The 21,227-nt window shown below is 69.2% G+C and carries 22 protein-coding genes; 10 read left to right on the top strand and 12 right to left on the bottom strand.

Features of this window, described 5'->3' with window-relative positions; all coding sequences use genetic code 11:
- Window positions 1-66: 66 nt before the first annotated feature.
- Complete coding sequence (locus Cs7R123_RS23200) at window positions 67-1,338, top strand: RNA-guided endonuclease TnpB family protein (RefSeq protein ID WP_212829823.1); 1,272 nt, start codon at window positions 67-69, stop codon at window positions 1,336-1,338.
- Here the strand turns inward: Cs7R123_RS23200 and Cs7R123_RS23195 are convergent.
- From Cs7R123_RS23195 to Cs7R123_RS23180, 4 genes are all read right to left on the bottom strand, one after another.
- A complete protein-coding gene (locus Cs7R123_RS23195; RefSeq protein ID WP_212829822.1) occupies window positions 1,269-1,733 on the bottom strand; it encodes a hypothetical protein in 465 nt (154 codons plus the stop codon). The two genes, Cs7R123_RS23200 and Cs7R123_RS23195, sit on opposite strands and share 70 nt — an antisense overlap.
- A 78-nt stretch (window positions 1,734-1,811) precedes the next feature.
- Window positions 1,812-2,099: a hypothetical protein gene (locus Cs7R123_RS23190; RefSeq protein WP_212829821.1), complete on the bottom strand. Its 288-nt coding sequence runs from the start codon at window positions 2,097-2,099 to the stop codon at window positions 1,812-1,814.
- Between the two features lie 187 nt (window positions 2,100-2,286).
- Complete coding sequence (locus tag Cs7R123_RS23185; RefSeq protein WP_212829820.1) at window positions 2,287-3,132, bottom strand: tripartite tricarboxylate transporter TctB family protein; 846 nt, start codon at window positions 3,130-3,132, stop codon at window positions 2,287-2,289.
- Between the two features lie 134 nt (window positions 3,133-3,266).
- Window positions 3,267-3,857: a hypothetical protein gene (locus Cs7R123_RS23180; RefSeq protein WP_212829819.1), complete on the bottom strand. Its 591-nt coding sequence runs from the start codon at window positions 3,855-3,857 to the stop codon at window positions 3,267-3,269.
- 98 nt (window positions 3,858-3,955) lie between these two features.
- On the opposite strand from Cs7R123_RS23180, the gene Cs7R123_RS23175 reads away from it, so the two are divergent.
- The 3 genes from Cs7R123_RS23175 to Cs7R123_RS23165 all read left to right on the top strand — a co-directional run bounded on the left by Cs7R123_RS23175 (window position 3,956) and on the right by Cs7R123_RS23165 (window position 5,347).
- On the top strand, window positions 3,956-4,369 hold the full coding sequence (locus Cs7R123_RS23175) for a MarR family winged helix-turn-helix transcriptional regulator (protein ID WP_212829818.1): 414 nt from the start codon (window positions 3,956-3,958) through the stop codon (window positions 4,367-4,369).
- A gap of 145 nt (window positions 4,370-4,514) precedes the next feature.
- Window positions 4,515-4,841 (top strand): helix-turn-helix transcriptional regulator, encoded by a 327-nt coding sequence (locus Cs7R123_RS23170; protein ID WP_212829817.1) that lies wholly within the window; start codon window positions 4,515-4,517, stop codon window positions 4,839-4,841.
- Complete coding sequence (locus tag Cs7R123_RS23165) at window positions 4,838-5,347, top strand: SRPBCC domain-containing protein (protein ID WP_244872093.1); 510 nt, start codon at window positions 4,838-4,840, stop codon at window positions 5,345-5,347. Before Cs7R123_RS23170 ends, Cs7R123_RS23165 begins: the two co-directional genes overlap by 4 nt.
- 50 nt (window positions 5,348-5,397) lie before the next feature.
- Here the strand turns inward: Cs7R123_RS23165 and Cs7R123_RS23160 are convergent, their stop codons facing one another.
- Window positions 5,398-5,799 (bottom strand): MerR family transcriptional regulator, encoded by a 402-nt coding sequence (locus Cs7R123_RS23160; RefSeq protein ID WP_212829815.1) that lies wholly within the window; start codon window positions 5,797-5,799, stop codon window positions 5,398-5,400.
- 58 nt (window positions 5,800-5,857) lie between these two features.
- Here Cs7R123_RS23160 and Cs7R123_RS23155 point away from each other — a divergent pair, with 58 nt between their 5' ends.
- On the top strand, window positions 5,858-6,274 hold the full coding sequence (locus tag Cs7R123_RS23155) for a hypothetical protein (protein ID WP_212829814.1): 417 nt from the start codon (window positions 5,858-5,860) through the stop codon (window positions 6,272-6,274).
- An 82-nt stretch (window positions 6,275-6,356) separates the two neighbouring features.
- Here the strand turns inward: Cs7R123_RS23155 and Cs7R123_RS23150 are convergent, their stop codons facing one another.
- From Cs7R123_RS23150 to Cs7R123_RS23130, 5 genes are all read right to left on the bottom strand, one after another.
- Window positions 6,357-7,928 (bottom strand): YbjN domain-containing protein, encoded by a 1,572-nt coding sequence (locus tag Cs7R123_RS23150; protein WP_212829813.1) that lies wholly within the window; start codon window positions 7,926-7,928, stop codon window positions 6,357-6,359.
- Window positions 7,925-9,715 carry an HSP90 family protein gene (locus Cs7R123_RS23145; protein WP_212829812.1) on the bottom strand — a complete coding sequence of 597 codons (1,791 nt, stop codon included), beginning with the start codon at window positions 9,713-9,715 and terminating at the stop codon, window positions 7,925-7,927. The genes Cs7R123_RS23150 and Cs7R123_RS23145 overlap by 4 nt, the downstream gene beginning before the upstream one ends.
- Window positions 9,712-10,146, bottom strand: coding sequence for a YbjN domain-containing protein (locus tag Cs7R123_RS23140; RefSeq protein WP_212829811.1), 435 nt, complete (start codon window positions 10,144-10,146; stop codon window positions 9,712-9,714). The genes Cs7R123_RS23145 and Cs7R123_RS23140 overlap by 4 nt, the downstream gene beginning before the upstream one ends.
- Before the next feature lie 386 nt (window positions 10,147-10,532).
- Window positions 10,533-11,363: a M23 family metallopeptidase gene (locus Cs7R123_RS23135; RefSeq protein WP_212829810.1), complete on the bottom strand. Its 831-nt coding sequence runs from the start codon at window positions 11,361-11,363 to the stop codon at window positions 10,533-10,535.
- A 205-nt stretch (window positions 11,364-11,568) separates the two neighbouring features.
- Window positions 11,569-13,002 carry a thrombospondin type 3 repeat-containing protein gene (locus Cs7R123_RS23130; protein ID WP_212829809.1) on the bottom strand — a complete coding sequence of 478 codons (1,434 nt, stop codon included), beginning with the start codon at window positions 13,000-13,002 and terminating at the stop codon, window positions 11,569-11,571.
- A 172-nt stretch (window positions 13,003-13,174) separates the two neighbouring features.
- On the opposite strand from Cs7R123_RS23130, the gene Cs7R123_RS23125 reads away from it, so the two are divergent.
- The 3 genes from Cs7R123_RS23125 to Cs7R123_RS23115 are packed head-to-tail and all read left to right on the top strand — an operon-like array spanning window position 13,175 to window position 15,863.
- On the top strand, window positions 13,175-13,999 hold the full coding sequence (locus tag Cs7R123_RS23125) for a CPBP family intramembrane glutamic endopeptidase (RefSeq protein WP_212829808.1): 825 nt from the start codon (window positions 13,175-13,177) through the stop codon (window positions 13,997-13,999).
- A gap of 29 nt (window positions 14,000-14,028) precedes the next feature.
- Window positions 14,029-15,204, top strand: coding sequence for a sensor histidine kinase (locus Cs7R123_RS23120; RefSeq protein ID WP_244872092.1), 1,176 nt, complete (start codon window positions 14,029-14,031; stop codon window positions 15,202-15,204).
- On the top strand, window positions 15,201-15,863 hold the full coding sequence (locus Cs7R123_RS23115) for a response regulator transcription factor (RefSeq protein ID WP_212829806.1): 663 nt from the start codon (window positions 15,201-15,203) through the stop codon (window positions 15,861-15,863). The genes Cs7R123_RS23120 and Cs7R123_RS23115 overlap by 4 nt, the downstream gene beginning before the upstream one ends.
- A gap of 176 nt (window positions 15,864-16,039) precedes the next feature.
- On the opposite strand, the gene Cs7R123_RS23110 is transcribed toward Cs7R123_RS23115, so the two are convergent.
- Both Cs7R123_RS23110 and Cs7R123_RS23105 read right to left on the bottom strand, forming a co-directional pair.
- Window positions 16,040-16,528 (bottom strand): hypothetical protein, encoded by a 489-nt coding sequence (locus tag Cs7R123_RS23110; RefSeq protein WP_244872091.1) that lies wholly within the window; start codon window positions 16,526-16,528, stop codon window positions 16,040-16,042.
- Between the two features lie 506 nt (window positions 16,529-17,034).
- A complete protein-coding gene (locus Cs7R123_RS23105) occupies window positions 17,035-17,997 on the bottom strand; it encodes a bestrophin family protein (protein ID WP_212829805.1) in 963 nt (320 codons plus the stop codon).
- Window positions 17,998-18,409: 412 nt separating this feature from the next.
- Between Cs7R123_RS23105 and Cs7R123_RS23100 the strand changes: the two genes are divergently transcribed.
- Window positions 18,410-20,020 (top strand): lipase family protein, encoded by a 1,611-nt coding sequence (locus Cs7R123_RS23100; RefSeq protein ID WP_212829804.1) that lies wholly within the window; start codon window positions 18,410-18,412, stop codon window positions 20,018-20,020.
- A gap of 210 nt (window positions 20,021-20,230) precedes the next feature.
- On the top strand, window positions 20,231-21,169 hold the full coding sequence (locus tag Cs7R123_RS23095; RefSeq protein ID WP_212829803.1) for a lipase family protein: 939 nt from the start codon (window positions 20,231-20,233) through the stop codon (window positions 21,167-21,169).
- Window positions 21,170-21,227 lie beyond the last annotated feature (58 nt).

The following is a 21,227-nucleotide window of genomic DNA, read 5'->3' as shown; positions in this document are numbered from 1 at the left end:
GGGCGGACCGGCGTCCACTCGTACCTCGGGCCGGGGTTCGCGGTGTGTCCGGTTAGGATGTGTGGTGTGACCGGGGCGGTGAAGCGGGCGTTCAAGTTCCGCTTCTACCCCACCGATGCGCAGGCTGCGCAGCTGACGCGGACGTTCGGTTGCGTCCGGCTGGTCTACAACCTGGCCTTGCAGACCCGGACCGAAGCCTGGACCCAGCGTCAGGAGCGGGTGAACTACAACGCGACCTCGGCCCTGCTCACCGAGTGGAAGAAGACCGACGACCTGGCGTTCCTCAACGAGGTGTCGTCCGTGCCGTTGCAGCAGGCGCTGCGGCACCTTCAGGTCGCGTTCACCAACTTCTGGGCCAAACGCGCGAAGTATCCGACGTTCAAGTCCAGGAAGCGTTCGCGCCGGTCGGCGGAGTACACCGCCAGCGCGTTCCGGTGGCGCGACGGCACCCTGACCCTGGCCAAGATGACCGAACCCCTGGACATCGTGTGGTCGCGGACCCTGCCGCAGGGCTGTACGCCCTCGACGGTGACCGTGTCGCAGGACGCAGCCGGACGCTGGTTCGTGTCTCTGCTCTGCGACGACGTGATCGTCCAGACCGCCGCCTGCGGCGCGGTCGGGATCGACGCCGGGATCGACAGCCTGCTCACCCTGTCCACCGGCGAGAAGATCACCAACCCCCGGCACGAGCGCACCGACCGCAAACGGCTCGCCCGCGCGCAGAGGGATCTGGCCCGCAAGCAGAAGGACTCGGCCAACCGCGCCAAGGCCCGGATCAAGGTCGCCCGTGTCCATGCCCGCATCGCCGACCGCAGACGCGACCACCTGCACAAACTGACCACTCGGCTCGTTCGTGAGAACCAAGCGATCGTGATCGAGGACCTGACCGTGCGGAACATGATCACCAACCACCGCCTGGCCCGCGCGATCAGCGACGCGGCCTGGCGGCAGTTGCGCACCATGCTGGAGTACAAGGCCGCCTGGCACGGCCGGGACCTGATCGTCGTGGACCGCTGGTTCCCCTCGACCCGACTGTGCTCGACCTGCGGCGCGCTCGCGCAACGGATGCCCCTGGAAGTACGGTCGTGGACGTGCCGCTGCGAAGCCGTCCACGACCGTGACGTGAACGCCGCACGCAACATCCTGACCGCCGGACTGGCGGTGACAGCCTGCGGAGACGATGCAAGACCTCAACGAGAGTCCTCTCGGACGGGGCAGTCGTCGGTGAAACAGGAAGACCCGAGGGCGACCAAGGGAATCCCCGTCCTTCAGGGCGGAGAGGATGTCAAGTACGAGTGGTTGCCGGCCTCCCAGCCACCGCAGCGCTCAGCCTCGTAGTCGTCGGCGTACACGTACCGGCCGTCGACGACACTGATCCCGTAGCCGTGCTGCTCGCCGTGGAACACCACCGTTGGCGGGGGCGTCGCGCACACCACCACCGCGCTGACGCTCCAGCTCGCGGACGTGCCCGACGGCAGCTCGCTGGCGATCGCCCGCGCCGAGTTGGGTATCGACGGGAACGACACCCACGAGTTGCCGAATATCCCGAAGCCGACGTCGTCGAAGCGCACCGCAGCCGTACCCGTGTTGATCTGCGCGTCCATACCCGCCCGGGTCAGCCCCGTAGGGCACTGCGCCACCGCGGACCTCGACCTCGAGCTGTTGGCCACCGTGGTGGCCCGCACGTAGGTCAGGTTCGGGTACGCCGGCCCGCATGCCACGACGACCCGCAACTGCTAGGTCCCCGCATAGCCCAGTGGGAGGTCGGACCGCTCCACGGCCCGCACCAGCAGGCCGTTCTCTATGGCGCTTTATACCGGCTCGGTCCGCTGGATGATCACCTGGTTGGTGGCCCCGAGCACCTGCGCGCCGCCGCCGAACGGGCGGTAGCCCGCCGGGCATTCGGCCCCGAACTCCACGACGGCCGCCGATGCCGGCCGGCTGTACACGGTCCGGTAGACGATGCCCGGGTTGTACGGGTCGGTGTCCGATCCCGGCGGCGGGGGCGCCGCCTGCGCCGACGTCGACGCAGCGGCGAGCAGCGCGACGGCCAGCATCGTCAGCGTCCTGCCGATCGGATGGCGCGAAACCGGGCCCATCTCCGCCTCCTCGACGGTCGCGACGGGACCGCACCCGCCGGTGCCGCCAGGGTGGGCGGTCGTCGAGCGGCTCTCCCCAATCCTGTTGATGATCTGTCCCTGGTACGCGGCTGCCTGACGTAGGCTCGCAGGCCCTCAGGCCGGGGCTGGGACGTCGGCGGTGTGCTGGTGGGCGGGACCGGGTTCGTCAGGCGGGGCCGCTGGTCGGCGGGGGTGCGGCGCTGTCCCATACCGTTGCTTCGACCTTGGTCGTCAGCGAGTCCAGCGCGCCCGACCGCGACAGCGCGACCACCGTGAGGTAGCCGATCCTGCCCGCCCGGGTCTGGAAACACACGACCGAGCCGACCCTCACCTCGACCCGGTGCTGGCCGACGACCATGCTCAGGCGGTTCGCGCAGTCGGCCCAGGTCGGCGGCGAGGTGGCCTCCCATTCGACCATCGCCTCGCCCGCGATCTCGGTATACCCGGTGCCCTGCACGTCGCCGAGAAGGGCATCGCTCGGCGGCACCGAGTCGAGCGAGTAGCCGGGGCCGCCGCAGCAGTCCATGACCAGCAGGCCATGCCACCGGACCCGGACGACCGGTGCGGCGGCCGGAGTCGTCGGGTCGGCGGTCGGCTGCGCGGCCGGCGACGGCGAGTCGGAGGCGGTCGGCGTGGCGGGTTGGCCCGTTGCCGAAGGCTGGCCGGTGGGCGTGCCCCCGTTGTTGTTTGCGGGCGGGTCTATGGGGGGATGCCAGGTCGGCAGAACCAGTGCGACGAGGGCGAGACCGACCGCTACCGCACCCACCAGCCAGAACACCGGCCGGCGCATGATCGCGGTATAGCCGGCAGCCGGACGGCCGCGCTGGTCGTGGACCGCGAGGAGCACCGCCGCGATGAGCATCACCACCGTGAGCAGCCAGATGAACGGCTTCCAGCCAGGCGGCAGCTGGACCGAGTTCACGGCCAGCCCACTGACCAGGGTGAACACTCCACCAGACATGGCGATCAGCGCCGGTATCCGCCACGAGGGCTTGCCGTCGTCCGCGCTCATGTGCCGGTCTCCTCAGCGTCGGATACGGACTCACTATCCCATGTGGACGCTCGCCCCGCCCCGGCGAGATCTAGCTGTCGGATTGGACGACGGGGCGGGTGGACGGCATGCCGGACTGCGGGGCGGGTGTGGGGCTACCGCGTGGTGGACGGTTCGGGCCGGGTGCTGCGGCGGCGCAGGCGCAGGACCGCGGCGGTGATCAGGCCCGCGGTGGTCCACAGGTAGACCGCGGCGAACCCGGCGAACTTGAGCGCGGCTGCGGTCGAGTACGCCAGTGCCAGCGGTTGGCTCACCGAGGACGGGTCCTGTAGCAGCGCGAACGACAGCAGGTTCTCCAGCGCGTCGAAGGCGGGCGCCACCAGGCCGAACGGCACGACGCAGATCGCGATCGCGCGGGCCCGCGTGCCTGCGGGCAGAGCTCGTGCGACGACGAGCAGCAGGGCGGTGAACAACAGGGCGGTGGCGGCGATGAAGCCGAAGTCGACGAACTGGGTCTGCCAGTAGACGCCGAGTGTGCCCGCCCGCTGCATCGTCGTGTACCAGCCGGACAGCTTCTCGCCGCTGAACGAGAGCTGGCCGACGTAGTAGGGGACGGGGTACCCGGAGCGGGCGTAGAACCCGTCGAGGATTGTCTGGGAAATCCGCTGGGTGGCGAAGGCGAGCAGCAGCGCGCCCAGCAGAACCGGCGGGCGGGCGGCGAGGGCGCGGCGGGTAATCCATTCCATGGAATATATGTTGGCCGAGAACGGGTACGCCCGTCAAGTCTTCCGCGGAATACAATTCAGCGATGCATGGCGACCGTCCCGAAACCCAAGGTCAGGCATTGCGTGAACTGGCCATCGTCCAGCAGTTGGCCACCACCCGGCTCAACCGGGCGCTCAAACCGCTCGGGCTCACCATGACCCATACCAGCCTGCTCTTCCACCTCCTGTCGTGTCCGGACGGCGCCTCGATCGGTGAGATCGCCGACGCGATGGAGGTGAACCAGCCCGCCGTCTCCAAGACCGTCGGCGGACTCGCCGAACGCGGCATCCTCACCGTCGAGACGGCACCCGGCGACGCCCGCCGCCGCACCGTGCGCCTGACCGGCCAGGGCCACGCCCTGCTCGGGCAGGCGATGGCGGCCATGCACCCCGACGCGACCCACGTGTTCGCACCGCTCGACGACGCCGACCTCGCCAGTCTCACTGGACTGCTCGCCAGGCTCCGGACCCACCTCGACGCGACCCGAGCCTGATCTGGTCTCTCCGTACGGTGAAACGCAAGAGTCGCCTACGCGCATGTCCCGTCGGCGTCGGATGATCCTGCGCCCGAGCTGCCGCTGCATGTCCTTTTGCCTATGTACCTAGATGGTTACGTAACCGGTCGGGTACATTAAGGTCATGGATGCCGTGCTGAGAGCCGTGGCCGACGAAGGGCGACGTACGATCCTGCGCGCCCTGGCCGACGGTCCGGCCACCGCGGGCGATCTGGCCTCCCTGCTGCCGATCGCTCGCCCAGGCGTGTCCCGCCACCTGCGGGTCCTGCGCGAAGCCGAATTGGTCGAGGTTCGCCAGCAGGCCCAGCGGCGGGTCTACAGCCTCCGCCCGGAACCACTGGCCGAGGTCGACGAATGGCTGAGCGGCTACCGGAATCTGTGGCAGCACCGCATGGCCGCCCTGCACGCCGAAGTCGCCCGAGGCAAACGCGAACGGAGGAGCACCACGTGACCACCCCTGAAGGTCCCCGCATCCTCGGCCACCTCCGGGCGGCCGACGGCACAGGCGTCGTCCACACGCAGGACCGCTTCGACACCAGCATCGACGACCTGTGGTCGGCCCTCACCGATCCCCGGCGGCTGGGGCGCTGGCTGGGCGAGTTCGACGGCGACCTCCGCCTGGGCGGCGAATTCCACGTGCGCTACTTCGGCAGCGGCGCCGAGACCACCGCCCGCGTCGAAATGTGCGAGCCGCCCCTGCGGTTCCGGGTGGTGAGCAAGGACGACAAGGTCATCGAAGCGACGCTGACCGCCGACGGCGACGCGACCGTCCTCACTGTCGAGCATCGCGGCCTGCCGGTGGACCGGCTCCCGGCGTACGGCGCCGGGATTCAGATCCACGTCGAGGATCTCGCCGCTCACCTGGCCGGGCAGGAGCGTTGCGACTCCGACGTGCGGATGGGCGAACTCTACCCGGCGTACCGAGGACTCCAGATCGACGCCGAAACAGCGATCTGATACCGCGGGCCAGCAGCGGCGCGTGCGATCACCGGCATCTCGCCGGGGCGTCAACGCCCAAGGCCATGCCGCGGTGTCGATGCAGCAGCGGATTCTGCCTCGTCGGCCCGCAGCGGACAGCCGGTGCCGACGCGCGCCGCGAGCTCGGCCCGCAGCTCGGCCAGGTCGGCCATCCGCGAGTCGATGACCTGGATCTTGTCCGCGAACAGCGCGGACAGCGCGGCCGCCTGGTCCGGTGCGTCACTCAAGCGCTCGCCGGCACGCGCGATCTCGGCCAGGGAGAACCCGAGGGACTGGGCGGTGCGCACGTAGTGCAGCCAGGGCAGCGTCTCGGGCGGGAAGTCGCGGTATCCGTTGGGCAGCCGCCGCCCGGTGACGAGGCCGACCTTCTCGTAGAAGCGGACGGCGTCCGTGGTCAGGCCGGCCTGGGCGGCCAGTTCTCCGATACGCATGATCCTCTGCCTCCCGGACTTGACCTTGGAGCATACTCCAGGGTTTAGCGTCAGGCACATGAACGCCGCTCGCTATCTTCGCGTCGTACGGGTGAGTGCCTGGTACGACCTGATCGTCACCGCAGGTTTCGCAACGCCGTGGACCTACGCGTGGCTGCACGACGGGTTGTCGGCGTCGGCCGAGGCCTTCGGCTTCGACGGCATCCCCGCGCTCGACCCGATGCAGACGCTGTACGCCAACCTGATGGGATCGGTGGTGGTGGTCTGGGCACTGCTGCGCATCACCCGGGCACTGCCGGTACACGGGTTGCTCGACGGAGCCGCCCGCGCGCTGTTCTCCCTGTGGCTGGCGTACGCCCTCGCTCACGGCGTTTCCGGCCTGCTCTGGGGGTTCCTGGTGATCGAGGTGACGTTCGGCCTGGTCCAACTGGTGCCATGGAGGAGATCCGGCCCGTACCGTGACAGCGTCGTCTGACCAGATCGGTACCGGCGCCCGAGGACAGGCACGAACAGGCGCCGCTGCGGCCACGGCCTGCGGCCGCAGCGGCGCGGCAGGTTCACTTGGGCAGCGCCGTCGCCTCCTCCGCGAACTGCACCCCGGTCATGATCGCGGCATGCATGAGCACCGCCAGCTGAGGTGCGGCCACGCCATGCTCCAGGTCGGTGACGATGTCGCCGGCCAGGATCAACTCACCCTCGCCGGTGTCGTGCACGTACGCCTTCGGCAGCACCCTGTCGTGATTCCAGGCGTTGCAGAACGCGTACGCCTCCATCAGCCGATCGGCGGGCAGCGTACGCTGCACCACCACCCGCACGTGCAGAACCTCGCCGCGCTCGCCCGCCCGGTCGAACGTGAACACGCCCTCGCCCCACTGGCCGACCACCGAGCCTTCCTCGTCGACCTGGTAACGGTCCCCGCGGTCGTCCAGGACCGCCGTGACGGCCTGCACACTCAGCGGCTCGACCAGCTCGTCGCGGCCCTCCGGCGGCAACCCGACCTCCGGGTCCCACGCCGAGACGGGCCGGTCCGGCGGCAACTCGATCCCGTCGGCGACCGGCGCCTCCGCCAGCAGCACCGCGACCCGGCGGGACTGGTGACCCGTGCCGTTGCGGGCGTCGAACCGCTCCGCGAGATCGCGCGCCTGCGCCGCGAGATCGGCGCCGAGCTGCACCACGGTCAGGTCGGCTTCGGCCCGGTCGCCGAACGACGGCCGGTGCACGACCCGGCCGGCGTCGCCGGCCAGCCGGCACGCCAGCGCACCCGCCGCCGCGAACTCCATCGCCGACGACTCGTCATACGGCCGGTCCAGCCAGCTCAGATGCTCGGCGAGGATGTCGACCCCGCGATCGGCGTTGCCGCTCAGCGAGCAGAACCGGATGTGCTCGACCAGGAACGGGAACGCATCGCGCTCATGGCGGTGCCGCCGGTAGGAACGCACGTGCGCCCGCCCGGCCTCCTCGTACCGGCCCAGCCGCAGATACGCCATCTGCGCCACGACCAGTGCCTTCTCCGGCTGCTCGGCACAACCGACCATGCCGCTCAGCACCGGCTCGACGGTCTGCAGCGCCTGCTCCCACTCGCCCCACCCGGCGAGCAGATCGGCCTGCCGCGACGGGTCGCAGCCGGCGCAGTCGCTGTTCTCGTCACGCTCGGCCGTACGCCACCGGTCCAGCCAGCGGCGGGCCTCGGCCTCGTCACCGAGATGGTCGGCGATCCGGCACCGCAGGTTGTAGATGGTCTGCATGCTGTGACCGCCGGCGCGGAAGCGCCGCTCCATGTCGTCCAGCGCGGCGACGGTCTGCGCCAGGCCCACCCGTGGCGTGGTCCGCAGCGTCGCCACCGCCCACTTGTGGAACCAGCGCAGCTGCTCGCCGTCCCAGTCGTCGAACATGGACGGATCACGGTCGAACGCGGCCAGGCACCAGCCGAACGGCGGCAGCATCCGCCACCGCTCGGTGTGGTGGTTGAACGTCTCGATCAGCTCGATCCGGGCGTCGTAGCCGAGCCGCACATCGCCTGCGGCGTCGGCGTGCGCGGTGATGCGCTCCAGCTCGGCGATCTTACTGTCGCCGGGCGGCATGCCTTCGGCCTCGTCGAGGGCGTCGCGCAGGCCGGGCAGGCTGGTCATAAGTTCTCCGTAGGGAAAGCGCGGTCAAGCAGCGCGAGGAACGAGCGGTTCAGCGCGGCGGTGTCCACCGCACGCAACGGGTGATGCCCGGCCAGCAGGGCCTGGCCGTACAGCGCCTCCACGGCATGGCGCAGCGCCGGGCCGGGCGGATACGAAGCGAGCTTGCGGATGAGCGGATGCCGCCAGTTGAGCACCAGCTCCGGCCGGTGCTCCACCGTCACGTCGTCGAACGCCGACAGCACATCGGACCACAGCTCGTCGGCGCTGTCGATGCTGCGCCGCACCGTGTCCTGGGTGCGGGCCTGCTGGCTGACCAGGTACAGGGCGGGCACGGTCACCGGGTCGAACTGGCGGATCAGCGGCACGCAGTCCAGCTCCCGCAGCACGGCACGGGCCAGCTCCAGGAACGGCGCGACCGTCTCCTGCTGGCCGGGCGACAGCGGCTCCAGCTTGGCGGCCAGCTCACCGGAGTCGAGCCGGCGCACCCGGGCCTGCGGATCCACCCTGGACAAGCGCTCCAGGATCTGGGTGTCATAGGCGAAACCGGCATTGACGATCGGCGTCCCGGCCGCGCTTGCGATCGCGGCCAGTGCGCGGAACTCATCCACGGTCTCGACATACCGGATCATCGACCGGCTCTGGCGGAACGTGCGCAGCGGCATCGCGCCGTGGCTCGTCTCGAACGGCAGCCAGGCGTCGACCAGGCGCAGCATCTCGTCGTCGCGGACGGCGAGCGCCTTGACGCCGAGGTGGTGCACCCGTAGGAACCTCGACAGCCGTTCCGGGTGGTTGACCGACAGGTCCAGCAGCCAGTCGCGGATCTGCTCGCCGAGCGCGTCGCGGACCGAGGAGAGCAGGTCGTCCTCGTACAGGGCCTCGCGGCTGGCGGTCGGCCGCAGCATGCTCGTGTCGACCACACACCGGACGAAGAACGCCCACTCGGGCACCAGTTTGTTCGTGTCCTCGTTGAGCAGCATCCGCTTCAGGTAGACGCGGTGCCCGCCCTGGCCCACCGCTGTCGGCGACGCCAGCACGAAACCGACGCCGCGCAGTCCGGCCTCGGGCACGCTGAGGTCGATGACCTCCATCGGGCGGCTGCCCAGGACGCGGGCGCCGTAGTCGAGCAGCGCCGCCCGGCGTTGCTCCGGATCGTCGTAGGCCGCCTCCCACGGAGCCTGCGGCTCCGTCACCCGTACCTGGTCCACCGTCACGTCGACGCTCAGCAGATGGGCGTACGACGACGCGAGGTCGCGCACGGCCGCCGGGCTGAGCCAGTGCTCGGCCCCGGGGCGGGGACGCAGCGTGACCGTGGTGCCGACCTCGGCGCCATCACCCTCGTCCACGGTGTACCGGCCGTCGGCGAAGCCGGACCAACGCACCGCCGGGCCGCCCTTGGCCGAGCGGGACACCACCTCGATGGCGTCGGCGACCATGAAACAGGACAGCAGCCCGATGCCGAACTGGCCGAGCAGGTCCTGCCGGGCGAAGCCCAGGTCATCGCGCTTGGACGTACGTCCGACGCTGGCGAGGAACGTGTGCACCTCGTCCTGGGTCAGGCCGATGCCGTTGTCCGAGATGCGCAGCGCACCGCCCGGCAGCGGTTCGATGACCACGCGGCCGGCGGGGGCGTCGGGGTCGGTGCCGTGCCGCGCGGTGATCGCGTCCGCGGCGTTCTGCAGCAGCTCGCGCACGTAGACGCGGGGACTGGCGTACAGATGGTGGCTGAGCAGGTCGACGACTCCCCGCAGATCGACCTGGAAGCGGTGCTCGGTGCGGTGCTCGGTCACGCCGTCAACTCCGCGGCGGCCTCGGCGAGCCGGCAGCCGCTGGAGATGCCGCAGCCGAGGAGCTGGTCGAGCTGCCGGTGCGACACGCCGCGATGCAGATCGGCCATGACCTCGCCGACGACTCGGGCGGTGCCGTCGTCGTTGACGTGCACGTACGCTTTGGGCCACAGCCGGTCGTGGTTCCAGGCGTTGCAGAACGCGTACAGCCGGGGCACGTCGTCGATCGTGAACCCGGTCGCGGCGAGCGTCCGCACCTGGAGCGACTCGCCGTCGGGACCCTGCCGCAGGAAGTAGACGACGTTGTCGTCCCACATCCCGCCGATGTCGCCGTCGTCGTCGATGTTGAAGCTGTATCCGCGGGCAGTCAGCACGGCCGCGATCAGCTCGTTCGTCAGCGGCATGAGGGTCTGCACCTCGCCATCGGATGGCATGAAATCTGCTCCTGTTCCTGACGTCAGGCAAGGCGGCGACCGTACCAGCCGATGCTGACAACCAGTCGCACCGCCGCAGGGGCCTCGTGCGTACCGATGACGGCGACTGCGATGGCGGACCTGGCGGCGGCACGCGCCGGACGCGACGAGTTCTACTCGTCGGCCTGGCATCAGGCAGCGTCGTGCCTGCGGGTGCGCGTGCCGACAGTCCTGACGCCACGGTGGACTGACCCGGCCGTCGTGGCCGACAACCCAGGGAATTCCCGGTCCCGGCCGTCATGGTCGTGCGCCGCGCCGACCGGCGACGGCATGCCGGCCGGCGTCAATTCTGGGTTGCCGGGCGGCGACAGCGCTGGACCGGGTCGACCGTGGCGCGCCAGGCCGTATCAGCCGATGCCGTCGACCGCGGCCTTGAGTGCGCTGATCGACGGGTCCCAGGTGAAGTTCAGGACGGGTAGGCCGGAGGCGGCGGCATTGCTGTCGCCGCCGAGGACCACTGCCCGCGGCTTGTTGGTGCCCTGGGGGACTATCAGGTACCAGCTGCCCTTCACGTTCGCGATGAACACTTCATCTACCTCCTGGTCGGGCGGGTTCGGGTTGGCGACGTCTCCGACATAGTTCTCGAAATCCACCGTCGCGCTGAAATTCGTCGGACTGCCGGTATTCAGCCAGAGACTGGTGTGCACATGCGGTCCGACACCGGAGTCGCTGCCGTTGGCCGAGGAGCCGGAATATGCGATCGTCTGGCCTCGCGACACACGTTGACCGGTGGCGACGATGATCCTCGACAGGTGCAGGTGCCGGGTGTAGTTGCCGTCGTCATGGGCCATTCCCACCACACGGCCGGTCGCGGCGGAGGTGTCGGTCTTCACGAAACGGATCGTGCCGCTCGCGGCGGCCATGACGGCAGTGCCGGTTCCGACCGCATAATCGGTGCCCGGCTCAGCCGAGGGCGGCGTCCGGTTCCGGTGGTCCTGCCAGGAACTGGAGATCCGGACGATTCCGCACGGCCTCTGATAGCTGCCGGCAGCCTGAGCGGAGCCGGGCAGCAGGGCGAACGCGGCCGACACCCCGGATGCCGCCAGCGCGGCGCTGGTGATGAATCCCCTTCTCGTGAGTCCCCGCAGGTAGGCGATGCCGCCGAGATCCTCGGGCCGCGGATCGCCGTGGCCGAGGATCTGGGGTGGGCCGAGGGGAGGCCCGTCACTGAGGATCATCAATGTAAACTAAGGCTGCTTCCGGTTTAGGGCAAGGATCCGTTCCCGCCAAGTGGCGCGGCGTCACCGACGTCGACCGGAAGAAAGCGGCGGCAAACCTGGCTCTGGACACCTTTCGCGGTCGGGGTCTGGTCGGGGCCGGTGGAGAAGGACCTGTCCTCTCCGCGACCCCGACTCATCGACCCGCTGCCGTGACGAACAGGCTTCAGCTGCACAGACCGCCGCAGGGGCCGCCGCCGCCGGTCGGTGCGGCCTCGCTGGGACTGGGCAGGTCGGGACGTCCCTCGGGCTGTGCCGTGGTGACCCGCGGCGGCGACAGCAGGTTGTATCCGGTGGCGAGGTCCGAGTCGATCAGCGACACGAGGCCCGGGTCGTTCGGGTTCGCCGGGTCGTTCTCGAACCCGGGTGCGGTCCAGCCGTCGACCACGGTGACGGCGGCGCCGCGCATACGCAGCGTCTTGTCGACCATCTCGAACGTGACGACGTCGGTGTCGGCGTCCGGGTCGACGTATTCCTCGTCGTCCGGATCGTCGCTGTCCTCGTAGTGGGAGTCGTCGGTGGTGCAGTTGCTGCCGCTGGCGTCGCAGCTCTGGACGACCTGCGAGGTCGAACCCCAGGACCCGTCCTTCGAGATGTAGGTGGCCGTGGTGACCACCACCGTGCCGATGACCTTGCCGTCATCGTCGCGGACGAAGGTCGTGCTGACCTCGACGGCGCTCGACCCGCCGTCGGGGTGCTCGTGGATGTCGACGTAGGTCACGTTGGTCGTGTCACCGTTGGGCAGGAACGTGGACCGCTTCTCGCGCGAGCCGGTGGAGGTGTCCTGGTGCTGGACGACCGTCGTCGGGCCCTCCGAGCCGTCGGAGTTGGTCGTCGTGACGACGGCTCCGCCCTCACCGTCGCTCCTCGACGTACGCGAGGTGCCGTCGTTGAACTCGTAGTGGGTGCCGGTGCCGCCGTCGATCAGCTTGCTGCTCTTGACCCCACCGTGCTCCTGGCCGAAGGTGTACTGACGCTGGTCCTTGTCGACGGTGATCAAGCTGCCGAACCCGGAGGAGCCGAAGCTGGCGCCTTCCTGCGAGAGCAGGGCGACGTCGATGCCGCCGACCTTGATGCCCGGCATGGAGCCCTTGCCGCCCTTGCCGTTGAGCCCGAGGGTGAAACCGTGCGTCGGGTCCAGGTCGACGCCCTTGGTGTTGATCTCACCGAAGGTCATGCCGAGGTGCTCGATCGTCTTGCGCCGGGAACCCATGTCGAAGGCGCCGAGAACGTCGATGCCGGCCTTGGCGCGTGCGTCGAGGATCTGCTGCGGTACGGCCAGGAACGCGCCGAGGCCAGCCTCGAACGACGGCAGCTTGCGGTCCACGGCCAGCTGCACGACCACGGTCAGCAACGGGTGGCTCGTGGCGTCGTGGGGGTTGGTGCCCGCCATCAGTTCGTCGGCGTCACAGAAGCCGTCCCCATCGGAGTCGACCACCCTCCAGGCGAAATAGCAGCCGGTCGGGTCGCACAGGTGCAGCGTGGCATAGGTGGGCCTGGGGTCGGCGGCATGGGCTGGAGCCGCCGCGCCCAGCGAGGCTCCCCATGCCAGGAACGCTGCGAAAAGAACGGCCTGCAGCCGTCGCGATAGCGAATTCATCCACAGAGGATGGCTATGCATCACGGGATCGGCAGCCTGACGTAAGACAGATCCTTGTCCGATAGCTGGCACGGAACGCAGGGCACATTTCTGGTCATCCCCCGTGCGGGGGATCGCGATTGCTCACTTCATGGTGACGACCGCAGGTCCGTTCCTTCCTAGCGTCTCCGGTATGACTTCGACGGAATTCGCGCATCTGCCGCACTGGTTGCGGCCCGCGGGCGTACGCGGACTGCTCCTTCTTCTCGCCTTCGCCGGCCTGCTCCTGGTCGCCGGGCCGATCGAGTCGGCCGCCGCCGGCCACGCCGTCGCCGGGCTCCTCGTCGGCGCGGCGGTCGCGACGGCGGGCGTGGTCGGCTACCGGGCGCTGGTCGGATGGCTCGAACGCCGACCGGTCCACGAGCTGGCGCTCGGCCCGGCGCCTAGCGGCCTGCTGCGCGCGTTCGGGCTGGGACTGCTGCTGTTCGGCATCGTGATCGGGCTGATCGCGATGTGCGGCGGCTACCGCATCGCCGGCTGGGGCTCGCTGACCGGCACGATCGCCACCTTCGGCCTCATGTGCGGGGTGGCGGTGACCGAGGAGATCCTGTTCCGCGGTGTGCTGTTCCGGCTGATCCAGCAGTGGGCCGGCACTGCGGTCGCTCTCACCGTCTCCGGCGTCCTCTTCGGCGCGTTGCACCTGCTCAACCCGGGGGCGACCCTGTGGGGAGCACTGGCGATCGCGGTCGAGGCGGGCGTGCTGCTCGGCGCCGCGTACACCGCGAGCCGCAGCCTCTGGCTGCCGATCGGCCTGCACCTGGGCTGGAACTTCGCGGAGTCCGGCCTGTTCGGCGCGACCCTGTCCGGATCGGCCTTCCACGGCGGCCTCGTGCAGGGCGTGCCGCACGGGCCCAGCCTGATCAGCGGAGGCGGTTTCGGACCGGAGGCGAGCATCTTCGCGATCACGGTCGGTGTCGCCGCCTCGGTATGGCTGCTCCGTTCGGACCGTTCCCGTTGATCACCGTGCCGCGCCGCTACGCTGCTGCCGTGTCCACACGTTCGCCGCTGCTGCGCGACGCGGCGCTGGCCCTGGCGCTCGCGCTGGTCGCGTTCGTGCCGCCGCTGGCGACCCACGGCACCCGGCTGGGCGAGCTGCCGCACCGCTCGCTCGATGCGCTGGCCGTGGCGGCCGCGTTGGCCCAGTCCCTGCCGCTGGCCTTGCGGAGGAGATGGCCGGCGGCCACCTTGGCGATGGTGGTGGCCGGCTTCGCGGTTCAGGAGCTCCGGGGATACGCGACGTTCGCGAGCCTGGGCCTGCTCATCGCGATCTACAGCGCGGCGGCGCATCAGCACCGCCTCCGCCGCTGGACTGCCGGCGTCGCGACCGCCGGTTATCTGGCGCTCTCGATCGGGTTGCACGTGGCCGGCTCGGCCAACCGCGTCGCCGACTATGTGGTCTTCTATCTCTGTATGGCCGCGGCCTGGCTTCTCGGGGCCTACGTGCGGGCCTTGCGGTCGGCCGAGGAGGTGCGGCGCCGGGTCGAGGCCGACGCGGCCCGCGCCGACGAGCGGGCCCGGATCGCCCGCGAGCTGCACGACGTGGTCGCCCACCACGTGACGGCCATGGTCGTGCAGGCCAATGCGGCCCAGTTCCTCCCGCCCCACTCGGCCCGCGAGAGCCTGACCGCGATCAAGGAGACCGGCAAGAAGGCCCTCTGCGACCTGCGTGATCTGCTCGGGGTGCTCGATCCGGCCCGGGAGGCGCGCCGCGACCGGCTGCCCGGGCTGACCGAACTGCCGCTGCTCATCGAGCAGACCCGGGCGGCCGGGCAACCGGTCTCGCTGATCGAGCAGGGCCGTGCCCCGGTGGCGCTGGGCGCCGGACGGGAGCTGACCGCCTACCGCGTGGTGCAGGAGGCCCTGACCAACGCCCTGAAGTACGCGGCGGGCCGTCCCACGGTCGTCCACCTGGGCTACCGGCCGTCGGGGGTGGACATCTCGGTCAGCACCGCGCCGTCACAGGGACCGGACAGCGCCGACCCGGTGGGCGGGCGCACCGACCGGTCCGGGCACCGATCCGGCGAGCCGATCGGCGGGTCCGGGCGGGGCCTGACCGGCCTGCGGGAACGGGTGGAGCTGTTCGGCGGCTCGCTGTCGGCGGGGCCGGACGGCCACGGCGGATTCACGGTGGCCGCGCACCTCCCGGCCGGGGAAGCCGCATGATCAGCGTGCTGGTCTGCGACGACCAGGCCCTCGTACGGACCGGGTTCGCCACCATCCTCGACGCCCAGCCCGACCTGACCGTGGTCGGCGAGGCCTCAGACGGCAGGGCGGCCGTCGACCTCGCCCGCCGGCTGCGGCCCGACGTCGTCGTCATGGACGTGCGCATGCCGGTGATGGACGGCATCGAAGCCACCCGCGCCCTGGCCGGCGCCGGTGTCACCGACCCGACCAAGGTGCTGGTGGTGACCACATTCAACATCGACGAATATGTGTACGAAGCCCTGCGGGCGGGTGCGAGCGGCTTCCTGCTCAAGGACGCCGACCCGCCCGAGATGGTCGACGCCGTCCGCACCGTGGCCCGCGGCGACGCCCTGCTCGCCCCGGCGGTGACCCGCCGCTTGATCGGCCGGCACGCCGAACGGATCCGCCCGGCCGCCTCAACCATTACCGCCGTCGACGCGCTGACCCCGCGTGAGCTGGAGGTCCTCCGCCTGATCGCGGCCGGTCTGTCCAACGCCGAGATCGCCACCGCCCTGGTGATCGGCGCCGAGACCGTCAAGACCTACGTCGCCCGGATCCTGATGAAGCTCGACCTGCGCGACCGCGTCCAGGCGGTCGTCTTCGCCTATCGCATCGGCCTGGTCGAGCCCGGCGGCTGACGGCCCTACGCCCCGTGCTCTCGCCTGAAGCTCTCGACGACACGCCGCCTTGTCGAGTGCGCCACCGGACGCCGGTTCGTATGGGTCGACGATGAGATCATGCGGAGCTGACCGGACCCGGGTAGCGGGAGGCTACAGCTCGCCTGCGGTTGTGCGCCGTTCGGCGCAGTCGAGCGTCAGGTCGTTTCTCGGATGAAGTCGGCCTCGATCGCGTCGGCCGCCCCTTGCAGGATCACTGCGAATTCTTCCGGTTCGATCTTGGTGACGAATACCCTGCCAAGATCGCCTGGGTAGGGATGCGTTGTCCGCCAGAACGCGAAAACGATCACCAGGACGTCGTCGAGGTAGGCGTAACACGACAGGTTGTCGACGGTCTCGCCCCAGTGCATGAACCAGAATCGTTCCCGGAACTCTGTCTCGTCGGCATGAAGGAGCCGGTAGTTCTCCTCTGGCGAGCATCCAGGAAAGGGGCAGGACGGAATGTCGCGCTGGCGAACCTGTGCAGCGGTAGGCCGGATGAGGCGGAGAAAGGAGGGGATGAAGGCGACGTTGTCGTCGGTCGTTATGCGTTTGCCCGCTGCCCAGAGATCAACGACGCGAAGTGCTGGCGAGCTGGTCTCGCCGAGCTCGACGGCGAATGTGGTCCGATCACCGAATCGTCTCATCAGCTCGGGAGGCTAGCAGCTGGCTGGAGCCGCAGTCGTCGAGTAACCGTGTGGGACGGGTCAGTTGATGGCGTACGCCTGCCAGCGGATCGCGGCATGTCTCTGGTGAGGCGGCGAACCATGCCACTGATCGCGGCCCAGCGGATCATCGCTTCGGCGGTGGCGGGGTGACATTTGTAGTCGCGGGCGAGCCTGCGGTGAGCCAGGCCAGGGATCTCTCGACGACCCATCTGCGGGCGATCATCGCGATCCTTTCTGGCCCGGAGCTTTGCGCACGATGTGCAGAGTGGTGCGCAGAATGCGCTGGCACCACTACTGGCCCTCACCACCCCTGGCTCTGGCAAGCATCACCACCAGCGAGGTTGTCGCCTTGGCCGTCGCCGAGACCCGGCGCCTGTTCAACACGCTGTATCACACCACCCGACACCGCCCATCTGCTGTGCTGGTCCTGCTGGCGACGCCGACACCAGACCCCTGTTCGGACCGGCCACTATCGCCGACGCGAGTTACAGCAGCTCAGCTGCCAAACGCGATTGCCGCACCACGGCCGGTACCTCGACGGATGTGTCGCCCGTGGCCGTGAGCCGCCGGGCCATGACCGAGGCACCGGAGATGTCTTCCACGCCGTCCGCGATCGCCTGGGCGATCTTGTCGATGGGCAGGTCATTGGGATCATGCCCGAACGGCTCTTCGATCTCGACTCCGATTTCATCGATGCCGATCAGGGCATAGGCGATGAAGGCACTTGCTATCGGAGTCAGCCAGCGGGTTGTGTCGGCGATCGCAAACGGCACCGTGGCCGTATACAGCAGCAGTGCCAGTTTGATGTGCTGCGCGTAGGCGAACGGCACAGGCGTACGCACGATTCGTTCACATCCACCGAAAGCATCCTGAAGCGCGGTGATATTCGCATCAATCAACATGACGTGATGGGGTTCCAGCGCACCGGCGCGCGCCAACTCCGCGATGCGGGCCGACATCAACGAGGTCATCATCGGCGCGCGGCCTGCATGAGACCGGAGGACATTCCTTTCCGCTGCGGTCAGAAGGTCGCCGAGTGCGGCCAAGTCCCGCTCGCCTCGCAAGCTCTGCGTACCGAGCTTGAAGAACGCGTTCAGGTATCGGCAGACATCAGCCACCGCCGGCTGCACATCTGGCAGGTCACCGTGAGGGAAGGAGGTCACCTGTCGGGCGAGGTCCCGTGAGCGGGTGACCATCACACCGAGCAGCTTCCGGCCCTCCCAGTACCGCTCATACGAAGCGTTGGTGCGGAACACCAGCAGCAACCCCAGCGCGACACCGATGAGCGTATGCGCGGTGGCCGACATCTTGAATCCGCGCATGCTGAGCAGCGCCGCCACAAGGCCGAGGGCGGCTGCGATGCCCACCCGTACAACCAGCCGCGGTGCGATCGTTCCATGGGACCGCGCCACGACCGATACCCAGTTCTTCGGATCGTAGTCAATCATCAGCAATAGACTTTAATGGTAAAGATCGGGCAGGCGGGATGGGCGCGCCAGGCGGCTCCGTCATCGTTCCCAGCCTGGCTTCCCACGCAAGGCCTCGCCTGAATTGCTCGCCGCGGTCTCGCGGCTGATGCCGAGCACGCCGGTGGCGCTGATGTGCGCTCGCCTGCGGCGCGCTCGCGTAGCTGGCGGGCCTTCCCCGGTGGTCAGGGTGAGTCCGTACTTGGACGGGTGATCGGTCGGCGGACTGCCTCGGCGGACACGTGGTCACGGCCCCGTCATCGGCCCGAGTCCACCCACGACTCTGCCGCGTCATCGACACCAAGGTGAACCGCTACGATATAGTTTGTCCCGATTGTCGGGCTGGCGGAAGATGGAGCCACCCCGGGGAACAGCGTGTGGAGGGTTGCCAACTATGCGGTCCGAGGTGCGGTTGTCTGGTTCCGAGCACAAGCCTGGAACGCTTCTCCATGCCGAGGAGCTACCCCGGGAACTGTGGCCGGTCGGCACGGCGCAGGCCTTCCGCATCGAGTACCAGGGCGTGGACTACCTCGGGGGGCTGCGTTCCGTCGCCGGGTCGGTCTTCGTCCCTGAGGCTGAGTCGACGGGAGCGACCCGGCCGGTGCTGGGATGGGCGCACTGCACCGTCGGGCTCAACAGCAACAACGCACCTTCCCGGGTGGGCCTGCTTCCCGCCGAGCGTGACCACCTCTCGGATTGGCTGCGGCAAGGGTTCGTCGTGGCCGCCAGCGACTACGAGGGTCTGGGGACCGCGGAGCCGCACCCGTACCTCAACGGTGAGGCGATCGCCGACGACATCGTCGACATCGTGCGTGCGGTCCACCAGCTCGACATCTCGGTGGACACCCGCACCGTGATCGGGGGGTTCTCCCAGGGCGGCCACGGCGCGCTCTACACGGCCATCATGTGCACCTCCTACGCCCCCGAGTTGGACCTGCGCGGCACCGTCTCCCTGGCCCCGCCGGTGCGGTTCATCGACTTCATCACGCTCAGGACCGCCAAGGGCGACGAGCACGTCGATGCCCTCGTTCCCGTGGTCCTGGCCGGACTACGGGTGATGCACCCCGAGTTCGCGGCCGAACGGTTCCTCACGGACAAGGGCATGCATCTACTGAACCTGGCCGCGACGCAGTCGATGCGGGCCGTCGAGAAGGCGGCGGCGACCACCAGCAACGACGACGCCGGTTTCACAGGCCTCACCGAGCGCCGCGAGGTACAAGTCCTCCTCGCCTACGCCGATCTTCCGGTCACCCGATGTGACCGTCCGCTGTTCATCGGCGCCGGGGAGCTGGACCCCATTCTCCCCGCGGTACAGGCCGCGGCGTTCGCAGGGGAGATGAAGACCGCCGGCAACGACGTCACCTTCCACGGTTATGACGGGGCCGACCACCTCGAACTGTTGAAGCCCGCAGGGGCGGACGCCTCCGCGTGGGCCCGGGCGCTGGTCGACACCGCATCCCGTGATCTCCGGCCGGCAGAAGGAAAGGACTCCGACAGGGACAGGCGGTTTCGTGTCCTCGATGCCACGGGTGACGGCCACCTCAATGCCGGCGACTTCGAGGCACTGGCGCTGCGGCTGGTACAACGTTTCGGCCAGGCTCCTGGCGCGCCACTGGCCAGGCAGATCCGTGCGGGATACCGCGCGCTCTGGCGCGTCCTGCAAGAACAGCTCGACACCGACGGCGATGGCACCATCAGCCTCGAAGAATTCCTCGCCTCATCCGACGTCGCCACCTCACCGGAGTTCGACCCCACAGTCGAGGCTCTCGCAAGAGCGGTCATCGCACTCGTCGAACCCGACGGCCATGTGCTCACATCGGAGAAGTTCCGCGCCCTACTCGCCGGGTGCGGCGTCGGGGAGAACGAATCAGCCGAGATCTTTGCCGAACTCGACACCAACCGCGACGGCAGCCTCAACGTTACGGAGATCGTCGCCAGCATCCGCGACTTCTGCCTCGGCAAAAATCCTGAGGCCCCCGGCTACTGGCTGTTCGGCCGTGCCTGACCGGCAGGACACGAACTCCCGCATGGGCACGCTCGGCGCGACCGGTCGTCCGGCATGACTCTCGTCGACTCCGCCAGGCCACACCTCCTCGCGGAGACATCGGGCACACTGGCCCGAGCCTCGGCGCTTCCCGCCGACCTGTGGCCCGAGGGCAGCCGGCAGGGAATACGACTACGGTACTGGAGCAGAGGACGACTGACCTCAGGCTCGGTGTTCCTTCCGAAGGCCACGCCATCCGAGGCGGGCTGGCCGGTCGTGACCTGGGCGCACTGCATGGTCGGGATCGGCGGGCCGAACGCTCCGTCGCTGAGAGGCCTGCCCCGCCTCGAACGCATCCACCTCACCGCCTGGTTGCAACGAGGGTTCGCGGTAGCCGCGGCAGACTACCTGGGGCTCGACGCCCACGGGGTCACCCCGTACCCCTATGGGGAGCCGCTCGCCAGCGACATTCTTGACATCGCCCGAGCCGTCAAAGGCCTGGGAGCGCCGATCGGCGCTCCGGTGATCGCCGCCGGCTTCTCACAGGGTGCCGACGTGGCACTGTATGCCGCACTACTGTGGCAGTCCCACGCACCGGAGCTGGACTTCCGTGGGACGGTCGCCTTGGCCCCGCTGGACCATCCGACGTTCTTCACCGCCGTCACCAAGGATGAGGATTCCCCTGTCGAGCAGCTGGTACCTATGCTGCTCGCCGGCGCCCGAGCACACAACCCGACCTTCCAGCCCCGCGACTTCCTGACCGACCGCGGGAACCGACTGGTCGAGCTGGCGGCCATCGCGTCGATGCCGCAGATGCGGGCCGCCTTGGCGCCGTTTCGCAACGGTGACCTCGGAGTCGGCGGCATGGTGCGACGGCTCGACGTCCAACGCGTACTCGCCGAGGCCCGGCCCCCAGTCACCCGATACCAGCGACCCTTGCTGCTGTGCACCACCACCCAGGACATCCTCTCGCCCCCAGGGAGCACAGCGCACCTCAGTAGCCGACTGCGCGCGTGTGGCACCGACGCCACGTTTCACTGCCACGAAGGCGTGAACCACCTATCCGCCCTACCCGCCTCGGCTCACGACAGCGCGCAGTGGGCCCGCGACCTCCTCCAGACACACCCGACACGCTGCATCGCCACGAACTCAGATCGAACGCGATCATGAACCAGGCGACTACTGACTGCGTCCCCGATGACGTGGGACGGGGGACCAATAGCGCACC

The sequence above is a fragment of the Catellatospora sp. TT07R-123 genome, from assembly GCF_018327705.1.
Lineage (GTDB): Bacteria > Actinomycetota > Actinomycetes > Mycobacteriales > Micromonosporaceae > Catellatospora.
This window is presented reverse-complemented; position numbering and strand designations above follow the sequence as displayed.